The organism is Microcoleus sp. PH2017_09_SFU_O_A, from assembly GCF_020738625.1.
Classification (GTDB): Bacteria; Cyanobacteriota; Cyanobacteriia; order Cyanobacteriales; family Microcoleaceae; genus Microcoleus.
Window position 1 is genome coordinate 52,341 of record NZ_JAEQCF010000021.1, and the last position, 19,254, is coordinate 71,594.

The window sequence follows — 19,254 nt, forward strand, 5'->3', positions numbered from 1 at the left end:
TATTTAATCTGATCCCTCTTGAGTTTTTAAGCAACAGCTTGCCTGAGATTCAAAGGTGGCTACTTTTAGCTGTACTCATTTTTTAGTCTAAACTACAGTCATTAAGACGATCGGTTTAACCGGCTTGCTGTTGCTCATCGATGAATTAGCAGCATTACTTAAAAGAGAAATAGGGGAAAATTGATTAACACTGCTATAATTCTGGGATGCGATCGCACTAGCAGCTACAGAGGTTAAAACGCAAGCTCCAATGCCGAGCCAAATCTTAGTTTTACTTTGCATCTTTCAAAAAGCCTTATTCTGGGTGATTATACCAAATCCGGGTTAAAAATCCCCTTTATTTCTTAGTCCGCGGAGGCGGACTTCGTTTGTGTAGTAGCGGTTTCAACCGCCGAATCATAGAGGAGATAAAAAGGCAGGATTTGGTATTACTCCTACTATCCCAGAAAAAAGTAAAGAACTCGGAAAGAACCAAAAACCTCTAAAAATTGTTTGCATAGACATTACCTTATTGCTACAATGCGAGTCCATTAGCAACCTGTAGGAGTGTCCCAAATGATTATCTGTATGGCCAATATTCTGAGTTCAGAGGAATTAGGATTAATTGTCGATCGCCTAAAAAATGCTGAATTTGTCGATGGGAAGTTAACAGCAGGTTGGTACGCCCAACAAGTAAAAAATAATGCTCAACTAAAAAATGATGCGGCTCCAACTCAGGAACTCATAAATTTAGTCAATCAAGCACTAAAACGCAATTCTTTATTCCAAATAGCGGCGCGCCCTAAAGCAATTCGTCCCATTATGTTTAGTCGCTATCAGGGAGGAATGTACTACGGGACACATATTGATAATGCGATTATGGGAGATGAAGAACTAATGCGATCGGATTTGTCTCTCACTCTATTTCTCAGCGATCCTGCAACTTATACGGGCGGGGAATTAGTGATTGAAAGTACCCAAGGCGAACAAGCTTTTAAACTTGATGCTGGTTCAATGGTTGTTTATCCTACTACAACTTTACATCGTGTGGAACCTGTAACGGAAGGTGAAAGACTAGCGGCGGTGACTTGGGTGCAGAGTTTAGTTCGGGATGCTCACAAACGAGAAATTCTCTTTGATTTGGATACGGTTCGCGATACCCTTTTTCAGAAGTCTGGAAAGACAGCGGAGTTTGACTTGCTATCAAAAAGCATTGCTAATTTGCTGCGAAAATGGGCTGATGTTTAGGTTGAGCAGGACTTACGCAAGAGACTAAGGGATTGGGGCAACCACGGGGATTGCCCCTAGATTCACACCAGATATGGATGTCGTGTGTCCAGGACTATTGAGGAGGTTTTGGAAGCGGATGAAATAAATTTTAGGTCTTTCCGAGTTCTTTACTTTGTTTTGTCACAGTAATTGTAAATGAGTTAAACAACCAGGATCTAAAAGATGAGCAACCAAACTAAAATTTGGACAGGCGTGGGACAGTCCTATGTGACCAAAGATAACTCCATAGAGGTCGATCGAGCATCATCGGAGAGATACCAACTCTCAAGCAAAGGAAGTGGCGAAAGTGGCGAAAGTGGTGACAGCAATTCTGGCTACGAAAGTGGCGATGACAGCCGTTACAACATTGGTAACAGCAATTCTGGCTACGAAAGTGGCGGTGACAGCGGTAACAACATCGGCAACAGCAATTCTGGGTACACAAGTAGTAGCAACGATGATGTATACAAAAATGGTAACAGCAATTCTGGGTACATAAGTAGTAGCAGCAATGATGGATACCAAAATGGTTATCAAAGCGGTACTTCAGGGAGTGTTAGCAATTATGGATACGAAAGTGACGGCAATTTCTATCAAAATGAAATTAAAGGTACAGATGGTAACGACATCCTGACAGGAATTCCTGGCAATAATGTTTATTTAAAAGGAGGTAAGGGAAATGATATTTTGAGGGGCAACAGTGGCAACGATAAGTTAGAAGGCAGCAAGGGTGAAGATACCCTTGATGGCGGTGCAGGCAATGATATTCTCGAAGGAGGGAAGGGTAAAGATATTCTGACCGGCGGTATGGGTTCGGATTTATTTGAGCTGGAAGGGCGATCGGCTACAAATACTCTCGATATCGCTGATATCATCACGGACTTTCAAAAAGGCGCAGACATACTGAAGCTGAAAGATGGCTTAGGATTTTCTAACATTAATATCACTCAAGGAACAGAAATTTATGCTAGCGATACTCTGTTGAGGATAGCAGGCACTGGTCAATATTTGGCAGTCTTGAAAGGAGTTAATGCTGGAAATATTAACGCGACTAATTTCACTTATTCCTAATTGTAATACTGGCGCTAAAACCGTTTTTTTGCAACATGAATTACCCACTTTGACCAAAGAAACCGGGTTTTTTACCGAATCTGCGGGTGACAACGAAATATTTTCGCAAAAAAACCCGGTTTCTGCCTACCCGTGCGTCCAAGAATATCTGATTTGTAAACAACAAAACATCTAAAAAATAGGAGAATAAATAGATGGCTAGCGCTAATTTTCGCAAACTTCACCGCCAAGTTACACCGATTATTTTTATCCCTTTACTATTGACTGCCATAACGGGAGTTGCCTATCGGCTGGGAGAAGATTGGTTAGGCATAGAAGGTGATGCTGCCGAGATTTTTATGAATATTCACCAAGGAAGCTATCTCGGAAAGGAACTCAGACCATTTTATGTGCTTTTGCTGGCTTTGGGAGTGATTGGGCTGATAGTCACTGGTTTGACGATGACCAAATTTTTTGGTGGCGCACGCCCTGAAAGACCAGGTGCTAAACTTGATTTTCGTAAGGTTCACCGTATTGCTACACCGATTATTGTCTTGCCTTTAGCAGTCAGTACAGTCACAGGTGTAATCTATCGAGTTGGCAAAAGTTGGTTTAAGATGCCGAAAGAGGTAGGAGAAGTTTTTCTGAATATCCACCAAGGAGAATATTTGGGAAATTTTTTGATGCCAATCTATGTGTTTTTGGTAGGTTTGGGTGTGATTTTTCTGCTGGTAACAGGAATCAATATGACTGGTATTTTTCGGAAACGCCGCCAGCAAACAACAGAGGAAGATAGCTAATAGATTTTTTTTTCGGGGAATGACTGATGAATATCGTGGTTTTAATTCTCTCTACAGTTGCATCTTTTTTGGGGAACTGCTATACAATAATTCTCTGGTCGCTGACCTTTAATTAAGATGAAAAATAGAAGTATTGAAACGGCAAAATCAAGTCTTAAGTCAAAAATTGTATGGAAAAGTCTGCTACAAGGAAGTCGCACCAGTACATTTTTTAGTGAAGTATTAAGTAACAGCGGTCACTTTTTAATTCTGAAGAGTTTATCAGACTTAATATTAGCTGGTTTCTTCAAATTTATCACAGACCCAACTGAATATTTACTAATAGTAGCAATGCTTGTTCAGGCTTGGTATCTGTCGAACTCGAAATGCCACCGTTTTTGGGGAAACCTGATCTGCGTTGGTATCTATACGCTGATTGATCTGCCGATAGACGGGCTAGATTTTTTCCAAAATCCTAGTCACGTTGTCTTTTGGTTATTTTCTCTGATGATTGCTACTTTGCAAGGATTGCGATTCCATTGGGCTAAGGGTATTGATGATTGGCTGATTCCACTGGAAAGTGTGGTACGGGCTCTGATGGTGGTAGCTTTTTATGTTGTGATTGGGATTAAGTCTCAATATTTAATTGCTAATTTAGAATTGATAGTGACATTTTCACGGACGGCAACGCACTGGTTTCTTACTTGGAGTATGGTATTTATCGGTTTGCTTTTGGGGTTGCAGTCGGTACAGATTTTCAAACAAAGAAAGCAGCTACAAAAAACAGATCAACTACTGGGAAACATGGCAGAATGGGGGATGGGAAGTCATGTAGTAGACACAGCGCTTAATAATCCAGCAGGTTTGGCTTTTCAAAAGTGCGATCGCACGATTTTATTTATGGATATTCGCGGTTTTACAAGTTGGTGCGAAAAAACTTCCCCTGAGACAGTTGCAGCGGTTATCAATGAATATTACCGTTGTGTTGAACCAGCCGCCGCCAAGTTTCAGCCTTTAAGAATAACTTTTACAGCCGATGAAATTATGGCGATTTATGCTACGCCACAGCAGGGAATTGCTGCGGCTAAATCTATGAGTAAAGCTGCTTTAGAAATGCTTGAATTATATGGAATTGGTGCGGGATGCGGAGTGCATTGCGGGAGCGTTATTGAAGGGCTATTTGGCGGTGCAGATGTTCGGACTTATACGGTGATTGGTGATGTTGTCAATACAGCAAAACGCTTAGAAAGTGCCACGCCTGGTGGTGCAATTACTATTTCTGATGCTGTTTATCAAGGGATGTCACAACGTCTAACGGTGGAACCTTGCGAACCGATAGTGGCGAAAGGTAAGACAGCAGCTTTAATTGCATGGTGGTTAATATAGCTAGCCGTCAGGAATGACGAATTTAATATTATTGATTTTTTCGACCATCGGACATGGTGGTTCCTGCCATACTTGCTCGATCGAGACTAGCACCATCCATGTTCGCATTGCGGAGGTTCGCATTAGAAAGATTGGCATCTCTCAAGTCGGAAAAGCGCAAGTCTGCACCGTCTAAATTAGTATTGGTCAAGTTAGCTTTCCTAAAATTACTATTGCTGATTCTCGCTCCTATTAAAACTGAGCCACTTAAATCAGTGCGTGCTAGGGTTAGTGTTGACAAAATCTGCTATAGCCTTTCTCAAAAAGATGAGGTATGACTGACAGCTTATATAACCGCTTAAACCAAGAGGGCTGAAGCCCAACAACATACCTCATCTTTCTGAGAACCGCTATATCTCGAAAGTACCTCCGCTGAGGTTAGCATCTGATAAGTCTGCTCCTGTAACGATCGGATTTTTTAAGGTGAGGTTAACTAATTTTACACCTCGGAGGTCGCAGCGGATGCAGCTTTTAGTTAGGAGCAGGGTTTCGACGTTGGCGTTGATTTGGTCAATTTCCTGTTGGGATACTTTTTCGGCAAATTCGGGTGAGACGTAGCCGAGGTTTTTGGGGTCGTCTTTTTTGGGTGGTTGGGGAGTTTTTGGTTGCCCGATCGCACTTAGTTTTTTTATATTTTATCATATTTGTGTTCACATCTCAGTTAGGATTGCTATAAGCTGTTAGTCATTTAAATTTATTGCCTCAACCCCTTACAGTATGGGATCTGGCACACAAATAGTGCATTTTGAATGTCGAACAGCTTAGCAATTTTTAATTGAATGAGCTATGGCCTTCTCAATTACCAATTACCGATTCTCAGGCAAATGAAACTTACTATATTTACCTTCCCATCCCCCGATTTGGTGGCTCCTCGTTCGGGACAGGCAAAGAAGTTGGTCTTACCTGCCGCTCCAAATACTTGCTCAAAGCGTAAGCGATATTACCGCGAGTCATCGGCTTCAAAGGATTAATTGCATTAGTTCCGACTTCAAGATTCACAAACCCTTCATACAGTGCAGTAGCCATAGACTTTCTAGCCCAACTAGGAATTTCCCCTGCATCTGGATACCTAGCTAAAATCTCGGCAACGGTGGCGTCTGGAAACTGAAAAACCCCATAAGCTTGAGCAAAAATCGCCAAAGCCTCAGCGCGAGTCACCCTTTGATTTGGGAAAAACATTCCGTCGCGATATCCACTCATAGTTCCCGTTTTCAAAGCAGTTTGAATCGCACTGTAAGCCCAGTAGCTTTTAGGTACGTCGGGCAATTCCATATCCGGTTTCTGAGCTGTTTTCCGCCGTTCCAAACCAAAAGTTTTCAGTAAAATTACCGCCAAATCGGCGCGACTGATAATGCTTTCAGCATTAAAATTGCCGCTAGAATCTTTATTCATCAATCCTGCATTGACAACCCGGTCGATCGGGTCAATTATTTGTTGAGATTGAACCACCGTTGGCACTCCTTGCGCTAGCGCGATCGCAAAAAAAACACAGACTAACTTTTTCACGATTTTAATCCTTTGTGCTGCTCAAACAATTATTAAAGCAGCAGCAATATTTTCTCCGGTTCCATCGGTATGATTCTGAGATTTCGACCGCCGGCTAAATAGCGGGATTTCATATTAAAATCAAATCTTTGCTTCCGGCAAAGCGCCCTGCATTTTACCCAACCAATCAATCAAATTATCCAACTGCTTTTCGGCGCTCAAAACAGCCATTCCGCGAATAGTAACCTTCCCCTTGCTGTAGACAAAACGAGAATGTAGATGTTCGGGCAAATTAGCCTTGAGCAAATTCCAAGCAGGTTCCTCCATCGGCGTTTCCAAGACAATGTGCTGCTTATTTTCCGGTTTAATCCGAGAAAAACCGATTTGCTTGGCGATTTGTTTGAGTTCGACAACACGAATTAGTTGCTGCGCTGGTAGAGGAATCTGCCCGTAACGATCGCACCAATCGGCCCGAATCTGTTGCAACTCTTCGAGAGTATTCGCAGAAGCCACAGACCGATAAGCGCTCATCTTTTGATCCAGATCTCCAATATAATCGGCAGGAATAAACGCCGTCAAACTGAGGTCGATTTGTGCATCCTCAACCTTGGGAATTTCCTGACCCTTAATTTCGCGAATCGCCTCCTCTAACATTTCAGCATATAAATCAAAACCGATCGCCTCCATTTGACCAGACTGTTCCGTACCCAACACATCACCAGAGCCCCGAATTTCCATATCCCGGACAGCCAACTGATAGCCCGATCCCAACTGCGCGAACTCTTGAATTGCCCGCAGCCGCTGCCTTGCAGCATCCGACAGTTGGTTTTGCTTGGGATAAAACAGCCAAGCGTGAGCTTGAATCCCCGCGCGTCCCACCCGTCCCCGCAACTGGTACAACTGACCCAAACCAAACTTCTGCGCGTCCTCAATCAAGATTGTATTGACGCGCGGAATATCCAAACCCGACTCAATAATCGTAGTGCACACCAAAATATCAAACTCTGCCGCACTGAAAGTCAGCATGATCGATTCTAGTTCCGCAGCATCCATTTGACCGTGGGCGATCGCAATTCTCGCCCCCGGAACCATTGTTTGCAACGTATCCGCCAACTCATCAATCCCCTCAATTCTGGGTACAACATAAAAAACCTGACCGCCCCTGTCCAACTCTTGACGAATTGCAGTCCGCACCACCTCCAAATCGTAGGGGGCCAAATGAGTCTGAATCGGGCGGCGGCTGGGCGGCGGAGTCGCAATCAAACTCATCTCCCGAATCCCCGATAGAGACATATACAACGTGCGGGGAATCGGAGTCGCCGTCAGAGTCAGGACATCTACCTCGGTTTTCAGAGATTTAATCGCTTCCTTTTGCTTCACCCCAAACCGTTGTTCTTCGTCCACCACCAACAAACCCAAATCCCGAAATTTAATCGCTTTACTCAAAACAGACTGAGTACCGACAATCACGTCTAACTCCCCAGTTGCTAGGCGTTTGTGAATTTCCCGGCGTTCAGTTTCTGTGCGGAAGCGATTGAGCAAACCAACTTCGATCGGATAAGGGGAAAAACGCTCTGAGAGCGTGTGATAGTGCTGTTGGGTCAAAATTGTCGTCGGCGCCAGCAAAGCCACCTGCTTGCCCGCTGTAATTGCCTTAAAAATAGCTCTCAGAGCAACTTCCGTCTTGCCGAAACCGACATCGCCGCAGACCAAGCGATCCATCGGTCGATCGCCCTCCATGTCACGTTTCACATCCAGAGTAGCCTTCAACTGATCCGGCGTTGGTTGGTACGGGAAAGAATCCTCTAACTCTTGCTGCCAAGGCATATCAGGAGGAAAAGCATAACCCTGTTGCTTAGCTCTTTTTGCGTAAAGATTCAGCAAATCTACTGCTACTTTCTTAACAGCTTTGCGAACTTTTGCTTTAGTTTTTTCCCAAGTTTGACCAGTCAACTTGTTGAGATCCGGCACTTTATCGCCGACAGTCCGAAACCGCGACAGCGCGCCCAATTGATCCGCCGCGACTCTCAGAGTACCGTCAGCGTATTGCAACACCAAATATTCGCGAGTTTCCCGATCGATCGTCAAGCGTTCCAACTTGAGAAACTTGCCCACTCCGTGCTGGCGGTGCACCACATAATCCCCCGGACTGAGCTTGTTCGGGTCAACCTTTTTAGAAGCGGCGCGGCGGCGCTTGCGGACGTAGCTAAATGTAGCGAGAGAATGCTGGCCGTAGAATTCTCGATCGGTAATTAAAACAATCCGAAAAGTCGGCAGAATAAACCCTTCCAACTCTGCCAGCCCGCTGTACTTCAAAGCTACCGGAATGTGCTGCAACTGCAACTTGTCGATCGCCAAAAAATCGCGCGGATTCACCACAAACTGAGCCGGACAGTCGTGTTCCGACAGCAGAGAGACCGATCGACTCGGTTGAGCCGAAACCATAAACACCGTAAAACCGCGATCCCGCTCTTCCCGGAGCATTTGAGACAGCTTCGCGAATTGGTGAGGCATCACCGGCACTGGCCTGCTGGACAAATTAACCGCAGGCGGTAGCTGCTCGCCCCCGGAGGAGCTTTTAATTTTTTGAGTAGTAGAATCTTCTGCTAATTCTGAAAGTTCTAGCCTGTCAAAAGCTGCGACATCTGCGATCGATTCCGCAAAAGTGCGGTGAATTTTCGGAACCTTCAGATTAGCAATTGGCAATCTTGGCGTTTCACCATCAACAACTTCTGATTCCCGATTGCAACTTTCCCATTGTTCCTGGGCATTTTCAAACCAGCGGTCGCTGTGGCCTTCACATCCTTGCGGTTCGTCAACTACAACTAAAGTATTTTCTGGCAAATAATCCAACAAACAAGCTGGTTTCTCGAAGGCTAAACCTAACAGCCTGCGGACATATTTTTCTGCTTCATTTTCTATATCAACAGAGTCTATTTGGTTTGTTTTGTCAAGATTATTTTCAGCTAAAACTGCCTTAATAATTGCGTTAAAGCTAGTAGGAGTTAAAACTAATCGATCGACCTTATCGAGCGATCGCTGGTTCGACGGATCGAACTCGCGCAGTTGATCCAAAGTATCCCCGAACCATTCCAGCCGTACCGGCAACTCCGCCGCCACCGGAAACACATCGACAATATCCCCCCGGCGACTCCACTGGCCCTCCGTTTCCACCAAAGTCACCCGATCGTACCCCATGGAGGCAAGTTGGCGGTCAAGTATCTTTGAGTCTTGAACTTCGCCTCGTTTCAGCGTCAGACAGTAGGGTTCAAAGGCACTTCTAGGCGGCAAGTGAGGCTGGAGAGCTCTTTCTGTAGCTACAATTGCGATCGGCTTTGAGGAATTGGCCGTTTTTTGTTCCCGATCCACCAAATCCGCCAGAACCTGCATTTGCCCCCAGGTCATTTCGTTCTCGTCGGAGTAAGATAGCTCGTAGGGCGAAGCTTCCGAAGTTGGGTAAAAATGTACGGTTTGCCAACCCATCGCCTCTAATTGAGCTACCCAGCGGCCGGCTTCTTCCAGAGTTGCTGTCACGGCTAATAGGTTTCGCCCCTCTTGTTGTGCGAGGGCGGAAGCTACTAAACCTTTGGGTAAGCGGGCGATACCGTTCAGTTGCAAACAGTGATGCCGTTTGAGCTTGTTGAGAAGTTCTGTGGCTAGGGGCGATCGCCCCAATGTCCGAATTATCGAAGAGAAAGTCATGGGCTGTTAGTTTTTATCCCGATGGGCGAAGGATCTTCCCCGCTGCCTAGTAAGTTCGATTGTACGACAAACATCTATCATTGTCTCGATCGGCTGTTGGCAGTTCAACTGTACTGCGGGTAGATTTCTACTAGAAGCCTTCTGTAAATATCTGGAACTTGCGATCGAAATGAGCCCGTTCCGTTAATCTAGGGACAGGTTGACAACAATTTCGATTTTTGCGATCGAGATTGGCAGCTTCCGGGCTTATGCTTTAAGCGGGCAGTGCGCTTCGCCTTTACTACCGATAAATTGAGAAATGTCCCCAAGTACCGACCTTCTGATTGTTCTCCTGCTAGTTTTGCTCAATGGCGTGTTTGTGATGTCAGAGATGGCCATCATCTCAGTACGGAAGGTGAGACTGCAACAGATGGCTAACCAGGGTTCGACGAATGCCCGTGTAGCTTTGGATCTGGCTAATGCCCCCAATCAGTTCTTGCCGACTGTTCAAATCGGAATTACGCTGCTGGCTATCCTGTCAGGCGCTTTCGGAGAAACCACAATTTCTAGAAGAGTAGAGCCTCTGTTGCGCTTGATACCGGCTTTAGCGCCCTATGCTCAGCCGATCGCCTCAGTCATCGCAGTTTTAACGATCACTTATCTGACCTTAATTATCGGCGAACTCGTGCCGAAGCGGTTGGCCCTCAACAACCCTGAGCCGATCGCCTCAAGCGTAGCAATTCCCATGCGAATGCTCTCCAAAATTGGTGCTCCTGCGGTTTATCTGTTAAGTTATTCCACTGACTTGGTGATGCGGCTGATGAGGATATCGCCCTCGACAGAACCGCAAGTTACAGAAGAAGAAATTAAAGTTTTAATAGAGCAAGGAACCGAGGCGGGAACCTTTGAAGAAGCCGAACAGGACATGGTAGAAAGAGTGTTCCGTTTAGGCGATCGGCGAGTCAGCGCTTTAATGACTCCCCGCCCCGATCTGACCTGGCTAGATTTGGACGATTCAGTTGAAGAAAACCGCCAAAAAATGCTTGGCAGCGGTCATTCCCGGTTTCCCGTTTGTCAGGGCGGACTCGACAACGTTGTCGGTTTAGTACACGTTACAGATATGCTGTCGAGAACTTTGACCGGTCAACCCCTCGATTTAAGTGCTTCTTTGCGGAGACCTTTATTTGTACCCGAAAGTACGCGCGGTTTAAAAGTCTTAGAGCTTTTCAAGCAATCTAGCAATCAACTTGCCTTGGTAGTAGATGAATACGGTGTCATTCAAGGATTAGTGACAGTCAACGACATTTTAGTCGAATTAGTTGGCGACTTTCCCTCGATTGAAGATGCCGACGAACCGCAAGCCGTGCAGCGCGAAGATGGTTCTTGGCTGTTAGACGGAATGCTGCCGGTTGAGAATTTCTTTGAACTGTTTGGAATTGAAGAAGTCTCTTTAGAAAATAGGGGAAGTTACCACACAATGGGCGGTTTTGTGATTACAAATTTGGGTAAAATTCCGGCGGCGGCAGAGCATTTTGAATGGAACGGCTTGCGCGTCGAAGTCGTCGATATGGACGGAAACCGAGTTGATAAGATCTTGGTAATGCCGATCGAATCCACGGGCGATCGACCTAAAACCCAACCAAAAACCTAAAATCCATGTAATTTTAATCCATGGACATAATACCCGTAGGGGCGGGTTCACCAACCATCATCGCCGGAAACAAACAATCTCAAAAACCCGCCCCCACCCAACGATGAATCATCACCTACATTTAGAAATTAAATATAAATATCAGGTTGATGTGAATTATTCGTGAGAGTGGGGCGGGTTTTTATATATTGTTGGTTATCGTTATATCTTGTTGGTGAACCCGCCCCTACGAGCTCGCAAATTGTACAATCAATAATAAATCAACTGGACATAATATCACTTCTTATTTTTTCTTTCATCCTTCCGCAAAGCTTCCACAATAGAACTACCCACATAATTGCTAAAAATTACCTCTCCAGTTTTATTGTAATGACAGCAGCTATCTACATAAACAACATCTTTAGTCTTGTCGAACACCTTCACCCCATTCAAAATATTAATCTTATTTTTTTGTAAATTAGGAAACTTACCCAAAAGAGCCGGATATCCAATTTCCACAGCCTTAGCATAAGGAGTCTCTTTATTAAAAGCAATCCGCTTCTCGGCATCGCTAAACACCCTTTTTGTCTGATAATATTGATTCGGCTGGAGGACATGAAAATAAGGAACATTGCTAGCCGACAGCACTTTGTGCATAAAAATTGAACTTTTTGCCCAATTCCACGCCATTTGTTCAAAAGCTGCACCATCCTCTAAAACAGACTTATTTTTATTAATATACATCACACTACCCTCGTCATCTTGCTGAGTTTTGCTGCGTTCTTTTTCAAAGGCAATCACATCTCTGCGATAATTGTTGACTAAATTTTGAACGTACACAGAAGTCAAAGCATCGCACGCAGCTAAAGAGCAGTGTTGCAAACTTTCCAAACCCTCATTAATCTTAGTTTTATTTTCTTTGATTCTAATAGTTGCTTGCAAAGCCTTGGTAGAAAGGCTATTATTCGCCAAGCTAGTCAGCGGCGAAATGTGCTGAATGCTCGGCATCGCCAGATTAATCTGATTTTTATTGTTTAAATTAGAAAGTGCTACTTCATTAAAGCCATCTATATTGACTACTAGATCTAATTCTTGACCTAAGGCCAAAAAATAGTTTAAAATTAATAACTGTTGCGGCTGTTTGTAACCGCCTGTAGCAAAAGACAAAATTATAAATTCTTTGTCCTGTAAACCGGGAACCTGTTTTAGGTATTGAGGTAAAATTTTGTTTTGAATTTGAAATATAGAAAAATCTGAAGCCACGGAACCGCCAAAAATTCCGATCACAAATTGATTTTTTTTAAACTTTTTAAAAGGGTAATCGTAAGGAGAGATAAATCCGTAGTTGTTCACCTTAAAACCAGGTCGAAAATCAGCGCTGGGTTTTTGAATAAACCCAAAGAAAGGATGAAACCTTTCGACAATAGACTGATTCAGACGCACTCCTTCTAAATTAATTCCTAAAGCCGACTTATCTTGCGCCTTTTCTCTCGTATAGAAAAATTGCTTGTGCTTGACAAAATACCATCCCAAGGAACCGAGTTCTAGGAAAACAAGTAAAAGCGCCAAGTTTATCAAAGTAATTTTGAGGATTTCTTGGGCTTTGTTAATTAACTTGAAATCTTTCATAAATATTTATTTAGACTTTCTTACTACTTTAATGATGGAACTGGAAATATAGTTTGCCAATACTTCCTCTCCCACTGAATTATAGTGACAGCAAGCATCTTTGTAAACCGTATCTTTTGTATTGTCCAAAATATTTACGGCGCTAAACACATTCACCCCAGCTTTTTGCAAGTCATCAACTTTTGACAACAGCACCGGATAACCTTTGTTTACTCCTGCGATGTACGGGCTGTCTTTGCTGATGGCAATTTCCTTTTCCTTGGCGGTAAACACTCGTTTAGTTGGATAATACTGGTTGGGCTGGATAAAGTGAAAATATTTGATGTTTCTACTCGATAAAATTTGATTCATGCCGATCGACGATTCGTACCAAATCGAGGCCATTTTCTCAAAAGCAGCAGCCTCTTGCAATACAGACTCAGCTTTGGGAATGTAGACTATACCGCTATTTACGCTGTCTGAGTTGGATTGTTTGACTTGCGCGTCGTACTTGACAACTGCTTGCTGGTAATTGTTGACTAATTGTTTCACTCTCAGCGAGGTAACGGCGTGACACAAGGCAAGTTGACAATTTTGCAATTTGTCAATACCTGCTTTCAATTGTTTTTTGTTTTCGTTAATTTCGACGATGGAACTCATCACTTCCGGCGACACATTGCTTGCTAAACTTGTCAGCGGCTGTAGGTGCTGGACGCTGGGCATTCCTATTTCTAGTTGGGCTTTGTTGTTTAAATTTGACAGTGCTACTTCGTTAAAACCGTCAATATTGATGACTAAATCTAACTCTTGACCCAAAGCCAGAAAATAATTTAAAATCAATAATTGCTGGGGCTGTTTGTAGCCGCCGTTGCCAAAATTTAAAATGCGAATTTCGCGATCGGCAAATTCTGGATAACTCTGCAATTTTTTAGACAATCTTTGATTTATATACTCATCTACTGCAAAGTTGTTGGCGACTGAACCGCCAAAAACTCCGATAATAAATTGTTTTTTATTGGTTTTAATAAAGGGATATTCGTACAGGGAAAAAAACCCGTGTCTGTTGACTTTTAACTTTAATCTTTCATTGGTAAAAGCACCTTGTTTGAGAACGTAGCCAAAAAACGGGTGGAGTCTTTCTACGATAGATTCATCTAGTCTAATGCCGATACGTTCAATATCTTCGACTACTTTTTCTTTGGCTTTGGTTCTGGTATAAAAAAACTGCTTTTGGTTGATAAAGTAAAAAGCTAGGGACAAAGCTTCCAGACAAATAAAGGCGATCGCCAAATTGACGGCGATTAAAGTTAATATATTTTTGCCTTTTTGGAGTGGCGTTGAATCTTTCATGAAATTTGACTGATTGCGGTTATTTTTTTGGTACTTGAGACTGTTGCAAATTTTCGCACAGATTTCTGTTGATGAGGATGCTGGCCAGTCGGTGTCCGAGTTCGTTCCAGTGACCCCCACAGGGTATAGAATTATCAAAACCGTGGGCGCAGACTTGATATTTTTCTGTATAGCCTTTGAACTGTTCGGCTAAATTCAGTACCCGAAAACCCTCGCGCTCGCCCAATTTTTCCAGCCGCCTGTCGGGATAATATAAATCCTGAATGTTGTGCTTTGTCATCAAATCTTTTCGGACTTTGACATCCCCGAGAACTTGCATCGGATCGCCAATTGTCACAACCAAGAAATCAGCTTTTTTCTGCACGACTTCATTCCGCATTGTCACGATTAAACCCTCTGTCACCCTCCAGGCATCTTTCCAAACTGCATCCTGAGGTGGATTGAAGTTTTGGCTGCTCAAAGCGGTAAAATCTCCAGATAACTGCCGCTTTTTCCTATCTAAATCTACCTTTTTAATCACCTGCAAGATGCGGGAATTGTTGACCAAAAAACTGGGCATTCTATCTACAAAAGAAACTGCTCTTTCGTTGCGAGCGATCGGCGGCAGATTGCGAAAAGACATATCTGGTACTAACTTGCCGCTAGCATCGTACACAAAAAATGGTCGATAATGGTCGTATTCCAGTTGCGGGGAATTGTTAATTACATCATTGCCAATAAAAAATGCCAGGACTACAATATCAGGACTGTAATCCCATACTTTTTTCCGCAGCATCATCAATTCTTGAGCGGTACCGTAACCCTGAACGCCGAAATTGATGACCTCAACTTTTTTGCGTCCCTTAACGGCGCCGCAGTTACCTAGCTTTCGTTCTAATTTTGACCAGAAAGTTTGTTCGACTGGTACCTGAATTGCTTCGGTGAAAGAGTCGCCTAAAACTGCGACGCGCAAGGTATTGGGAGGTTTGGTTTTGGTGTGTTCGCGATCGCGCAAACCGTCACTATTCACCTGTACAAAACTTACACCTTCCCCATTCCACTCGCCGGACACACCGGGTTTGAGCTTCCAACCCAAATCGCGATCGGAAGTGTGGAAACGAGTTGGCGCGGAGTCTACAACATCTCCTATTTTTGGGTAGCCCTCAACTCTAGCAACTCGCAATCCAATTTCACCGATTACCACCCCCATTAATAAACCGCCGAGTGTCAAACCTAAATTGACACCCAAATTCTTCAACTTGCTCATTCTTTCAAAACAGGGTATAAATAAACGGAGCAATTACAGAACCCTGACTCAATACAATCAAAGCTCCTAAAAAGACTAAAGTCACAATTAATGGTAGCAACCAATATTTTTGGCGTTCCTTCATAAACGCCCACAAATCTTTGAGAAAGTCTAATGTTGATTCAAACACTTAGAAAGGACGCTCCATGCTAACTTTTGTTCTTGCTTTACTCGGGACGCGGTAAGTATCCATTTTGGGATTTAGTTTGCGCCGCATTGCATCTTCGCCAAATATACCTTTGATAACTCCCATCGGCCAAATTATCAGGTAAAAAACTATCCCCAGCACGATCGGCGTTTCGATTTTGTTGAGGGTAAGTCCAAACCACATCCACCCGTGGTAAATGGGATTGAGCGATTTCGGCGCAGCCAATGCTAACACAATTAGCACTGCGCCGATCGCCCAGGGCCACCAAGGTATAGAATCGCGCCGCAGCAAAGGTACTGCTAAACCGAACAGCACTGCAATTAAGCCGCCAATTAGCAGGCCGAAATCGCGCAGGCCTTTTTTATCGAGTTTTTTTATTTCGTCGCTCATTAGAAATTGGGAATGGGGCATTGGGAATGGGGCATTGGGCATTGGGCATTAGGTATTAGGTATTAGTCATTTATCAGTCATTAACACCAACAAATCACAAATAACCAATAACAAATAACCAATAACTAATAACTAATCTAGTTCAAATTCATTTTTCCAAGCTTCGTCTTGTTTCCAAGGAATTTGTTCCGATTTAGGAATTAAGAAATTCTCTAAAACCAGATAATCCATTTCGGTTCGCATAAAACAGCGGTAAGCATCCTCAGGAGTGCAAACAATTGGTTCGCCTCGGACGTTGAATGAAGTATTTACTAAAATCGAACATCCCGATCGCTCTTCAAAATGACTGATTAAGTCATAGTACCGAGGATTGGTTTCTTTGTGAACGGTTTGGATGCGAGCCGAGTAATCGACGTGGGTAACAGACGGAATTTCCGATCGCGGAATGTTAAGCTTTTCAATGCCAAACAATTCTTGTTGTTCCGCTGTCATGGGAATGCGGAGACTGGCTTTGACTGGAGCAACCAATAGCATATAAGGGCTAGAATGGTCAATCTCGAAATAATCCGCAACTCGTTCGGCTAAGATTGAGGGTGCAAAAGGTCGAAATGATTCCCGATATTTAATTTTCAGGTTCATCACGGATTGCATTTTAGCATTGCGGGGATCGCCAATAATCGATCGCCCGCCCAGAGCCCGCGGCCCAAATTCCATCCGCCCTTGGAACCATCCGACGACGTTTCCCTGTTCCAAAATTTCCGCCAACTGTGGCATCAATTCGGCATCGTCCAATCGATGATAGCTAGCTTTGACAGCATCCAAATATTCCTGAATTTCTGTGTCAGTATATCTTGGCCCCAAATAGGAACCGCGCATTTTGTCGTGACAAGTTAAATGAGCCACAGACTTCGCCACAGTCGCCACAGCTTGGTTTGTAGTAAGGACTTCAGTCCTTTCCTCCTCCTTCGTAGTAAGGACTTCAGTCCTCTCCTCCTTAATCTTATTTACTGCGAGTAGCTCATCAGCAACAGTACGAGTTTGTTCGCAATACTGATACCAAATCGCCAAAGCTGCGCCCAAAGCACCGCCAGCATCTCCTGCGGCAGGTTGAATCCAAATATCTTTGAAAATACCTTCCCGCAAGAGTCGGCCGTTAGCAACGCAGTTAAGAGCAACACCGCCGGCAAGACAAAGATAATCTACATCCAATTCTTTTTTAACTGTTCTGCACAGCCGCAAAACAACTTCTTCTGTAACAACTTGAATGGATGCTGCAATGTCCATTTCCCGCTGAGTTAATTTTCCTTCTGCTGTGCGTGGCGGCCCTTCAAACAGTTCGTCAAATTTTTGATTTGTCATGGTTAAGCCAACAGTGTAGTTGAAATAATCCATGTCTAAACGGAAAGTTCCGTCATCTTTGAGGTCGATTAAATGGGTGAGAATTTTGTCTACATACTTGGGTTCGCCGTAGGGCGCTAAACCCATGAGTTTGTATTCACCAGAGTTGACTTTGAAGCCTGTGTAATAGGTGAAAGCTGAATAAAGCAAGCCCAAGGAGTGGGGAAAATCGATTTCCCACTGAGGTGTGAGTTGGTTTCCGTCTCCTAGCCAGACTGAGGTTGTTGCCCATTCGCCTACGCCGTCGAGGCACAAAACGGCGGCTTTTTGGAAGGGGCTGGGGAAAAATGCTGAGGCTGCGTGGGATTGGTGGTGTTCAGTAAATAGCAGAGATGGCAGTTTATTGCTTTTGCAGTTTGCCATTTCTGCGAGCTCTCTTTTGAGCATGGTTTTGAGGTAAAGCTTTTCTTTCAGCCAGATGGGCATGGCGGTGAGGAAAGAGCGAAAACCTTTGGGTGCGTAGGCTAGGTAAGTTTCTAGCAGGCGCTCAAATTTGACTAATGGTTTGTCGTAAAAGACTATGCGATCGAGTTCCCGCAATTCTATGTTCGCTTCTTTTAGGCAATAGGCGATCGCATTCTTGGGAAATCTGGCGTCGTGCTTTTTGCGGGAAAATCTTTCTTCCTGCGCTGCGGCGATAATTTCTCCATCGCGAATTAAGGCGGCGGCGCTGTCGTGGTAGTACGCCGAGATTCCAAGTATGTTCATCGCTCTCCTCACAAATCGCTATGCGCTCGTATCAGATGTATTTAGAATAGCTAACGATTATAGCTTTAGTGGTGCAGATTTGGAGTTGAGTTTTGCGATCGCCTCTAATTTTAGCTGAATTGATGCTGGTGGGCGGCTGAGGTCGATCGGCTCTTTGACAGCATCCAGCTAGCGCCGGCGAATCCTGCGCGCCCAAGCTCTGAAGTAAGTGCCCACCGGAAATTGATAAAATTCAGCTACCAACCACAGCACTATGCCTAAATGGGACAAAAAAGCTAAACCCGTCCAAGCTGCGGGGAACCACGACAAACGGCTGCCGGGAACCGGAGGAAAATAGTAAGCTGAAAGTCCGAGCAAGGTGGTGGGAAGGAAGACTAGACCGATCGCGGCGGCAAAATAAGACCATCCGAATTCTGTGCCTTCGAGGTGCGCTCCTATCCATTTTTTGCCGTCCCAGTGCCATGTTACGGGCGGTTGGCGATCGGCCATTTTCAGCGATTGTCTTTCTTCGCTAGCGGTAAAAATGTGCTGGCAGAAGTTGCAACCGAGGGCTTCCATCATCGGCATGGTGGAAATTTGACCGGTGCGACAGACAGGGCAGGGATATGTATCTTGATGGTTGAAAGGTCGGGTTGATGGTTTGAGAGTCTGCATGGATCGGGTTGCTTGTCAAGATATTGAGCGATCTTAACAGAGTACAGATGAATAGGTGCGATCGTAAGGTATGTAGTTGCGCTTCAGCGCTCTTTCGTAGATTTTGCAAAAGAGTGCTAATCGGACTTAACTCCAAAATTAAGGTACGTAGTTGCGCTTTAGCGCTCTTTCGGACATTGTAGAAAAGAGAACTAATCAAACTTCAGTCCAAATCTTAAGGTACGTAGTTGCGCTTGAGCGCTCTTTCGGAGATTGTGGAAAAGAGCGCTTAAGCGCAACTACGTACCTAATTGAAGTGCTCTTTTAGAGATTGTGAAAAAGAGCGCTTAAGCGCAACAACGTACCTAATTAAAGCGCTCTTTTAGAGATTTTGCAAAAGAGCGCTAATCGGACTTCAGTCCAAATCTTAAGGTAC

At 44.2% G+C, this 19,254-nt stretch carries 18 protein-coding genes; 6 read left to right on the forward strand and 12 right to left on the reverse strand.

Annotated elements, in window-relative coordinates; genetic code table 11:
- Nucleotides 1-87 precede the first annotated feature (87 nt).
- Nucleotides 88-282: a hypothetical protein gene (locus JGK16_RS10705; protein WP_293190510.1), complete on the reverse strand. Its 195-nt coding sequence runs from the start codon at nt 280-282 to the stop codon at nt 88-90.
- Nucleotides 283-567: 285 nt separating this feature from the next.
- Between JGK16_RS10705 and JGK16_RS10710 the strand changes: the two genes are divergently transcribed.
- From JGK16_RS10710 to JGK16_RS10725, 4 genes are all read left to right on the forward strand, one after another.
- Entirely contained in the window at nt 568-1,227 is a 660-nt protein-coding gene (locus JGK16_RS10710) for a Fe2+-dependent dioxygenase (RefSeq protein WP_293203061.1), read from the forward strand.
- Between the two features lie 204 nt (nt 1,228-1,431).
- Nucleotides 1,432-2,319 (forward strand): calcium-binding protein, encoded by an 888-nt coding sequence (locus JGK16_RS10715; protein ID WP_293190512.1) that lies wholly within the window; start codon nt 1,432-1,434, stop codon nt 2,317-2,319.
- 194 nt (nt 2,320-2,513) lie between these two features.
- Nucleotides 2,514-3,098 (forward strand): PepSY domain-containing protein, encoded by a 585-nt coding sequence (locus JGK16_RS10720; protein ID WP_293190513.1) that lies wholly within the window; start codon nt 2,514-2,516, stop codon nt 3,096-3,098.
- Between the two features lie 117 nt (nt 3,099-3,215).
- Nucleotides 3,216-4,463 (forward strand): adenylate/guanylate cyclase domain-containing protein, encoded by a 1,248-nt coding sequence (locus JGK16_RS10725; RefSeq protein WP_293187168.1) that lies wholly within the window; start codon nt 3,216-3,218, stop codon nt 4,461-4,463.
- A gap of 28 nt (nt 4,464-4,491) precedes the next feature.
- On the opposite strand, the gene JGK16_RS10730 is transcribed toward JGK16_RS10725, so the two are convergent.
- The 4 genes from JGK16_RS10730 to mfd form a co-directional block, all read right to left on the reverse strand.
- On the reverse strand, nt 4,492-4,743 hold the full coding sequence (locus tag JGK16_RS10730; RefSeq protein WP_293187169.1) for a pentapeptide repeat-containing protein: 252 nt from the start codon (nt 4,741-4,743) through the stop codon (nt 4,492-4,494).
- Between the two features lie 109 nt (nt 4,744-4,852).
- Nucleotides 4,853-5,134 (reverse strand): pentapeptide repeat-containing protein, encoded by a 282-nt coding sequence (locus JGK16_RS32725; protein ID WP_325314724.1) that lies wholly within the window; start codon nt 5,132-5,134, stop codon nt 4,853-4,855.
- Between the two features lie 208 nt (nt 5,135-5,342).
- Entirely contained in the window at nt 5,343-6,008 is a 666-nt protein-coding gene (locus JGK16_RS10740; RefSeq protein WP_293186565.1) for an S-layer homology domain-containing protein, read from the reverse strand.
- A gap of 120 nt (nt 6,009-6,128) precedes the next feature.
- The gene (gene mfd, locus JGK16_RS10745) at nt 6,129-9,689 is read right to left on the reverse strand and encodes a transcription-repair coupling factor (protein ID WP_293190514.1); all 3,561 of its coding nucleotides are present in this window, start codon (nt 9,687-9,689) and stop codon (nt 6,129-6,131) included.
- A 298-nt stretch (nt 9,690-9,987) separates the two neighbouring features.
- Here mfd and JGK16_RS10750 point away from each other — a divergent pair, with 298 nt between their 5' ends.
- Nucleotides 9,988-11,319, forward strand: a complete 1,332-nt coding sequence (locus JGK16_RS10750) for a hemolysin family protein (protein ID WP_293186567.1) — start codon at nt 9,988-9,990, stop codon at nt 11,317-11,319.
- A gap of 276 nt (nt 11,320-11,595) precedes the next feature.
- Here JGK16_RS10750 and JGK16_RS10755 read toward each other — a convergent pair whose 3' ends face one another.
- From JGK16_RS10755 to JGK16_RS10780, 6 genes are all read right to left on the reverse strand, one after another.
- The gene (locus JGK16_RS10755) at nt 11,596-12,927 is read right to left on the reverse strand and encodes a hypothetical protein (protein ID WP_293190515.1); all 1,332 of its coding nucleotides are present in this window, start codon (nt 12,925-12,927) and stop codon (nt 11,596-11,598) included.
- 6 nt (nt 12,928-12,933) lie between these two features.
- A complete protein-coding gene (locus tag JGK16_RS10760; RefSeq protein ID WP_293190516.1) occupies nt 12,934-14,256 on the reverse strand; it encodes a hypothetical protein in 1,323 nt (440 codons plus the stop codon).
- 19 nt (nt 14,257-14,275) lie between these two features.
- The gene (locus JGK16_RS10765; RefSeq protein WP_293186573.1) at nt 14,276-15,502 is read right to left on the reverse strand and encodes an SGNH/GDSL hydrolase family protein; all 1,227 of its coding nucleotides are present in this window, start codon (nt 15,500-15,502) and stop codon (nt 14,276-14,278) included.
- A 4-nt stretch (nt 15,503-15,506) separates the two neighbouring features.
- Nucleotides 15,507-15,671: a DUF5989 family protein gene (locus tag JGK16_RS10770; protein WP_190734603.1), complete on the reverse strand. Its 165-nt coding sequence runs from the start codon at nt 15,669-15,671 to the stop codon at nt 15,507-15,509.
- Nucleotides 15,672-16,079 carry an SxtJ family membrane protein gene (locus JGK16_RS10775; RefSeq protein ID WP_293186575.1) on the reverse strand — a complete coding sequence of 136 codons (408 nt, stop codon included), beginning with the start codon at nt 16,077-16,079 and terminating at the stop codon, nt 15,672-15,674.
- Nucleotides 16,080-16,211: 132 nt separating this feature from the next.
- Nucleotides 16,212-18,185, reverse strand: a complete 1,974-nt coding sequence (locus JGK16_RS10780; protein WP_293190517.1) for a carbamoyltransferase — start codon at nt 18,183-18,185, stop codon at nt 16,212-16,214.
- Between JGK16_RS10780 and JGK16_RS10785 the strand changes: the two genes are divergently transcribed.
- The gene (locus JGK16_RS10785; protein WP_293150229.1) at nt 18,178-18,303 is read left to right on the forward strand and encodes a hypothetical protein; all 126 of its coding nucleotides are present in this window, start codon (nt 18,178-18,180) and stop codon (nt 18,301-18,303) included. The two genes, JGK16_RS10780 and JGK16_RS10785, sit on opposite strands and share 8 nt — an antisense overlap.
- Nucleotides 18,304-18,353: 50 nt before the next feature.
- Here JGK16_RS10785 and JGK16_RS10790 read toward each other — a convergent pair whose 3' ends face one another.
- Nucleotides 18,354-18,839, reverse strand: coding sequence for a hypothetical protein (locus JGK16_RS10790; RefSeq protein WP_293186578.1), 486 nt, complete (start codon nt 18,837-18,839; stop codon nt 18,354-18,356).
- Nucleotides 18,840-19,254: the final 415 nt, after the last annotated feature.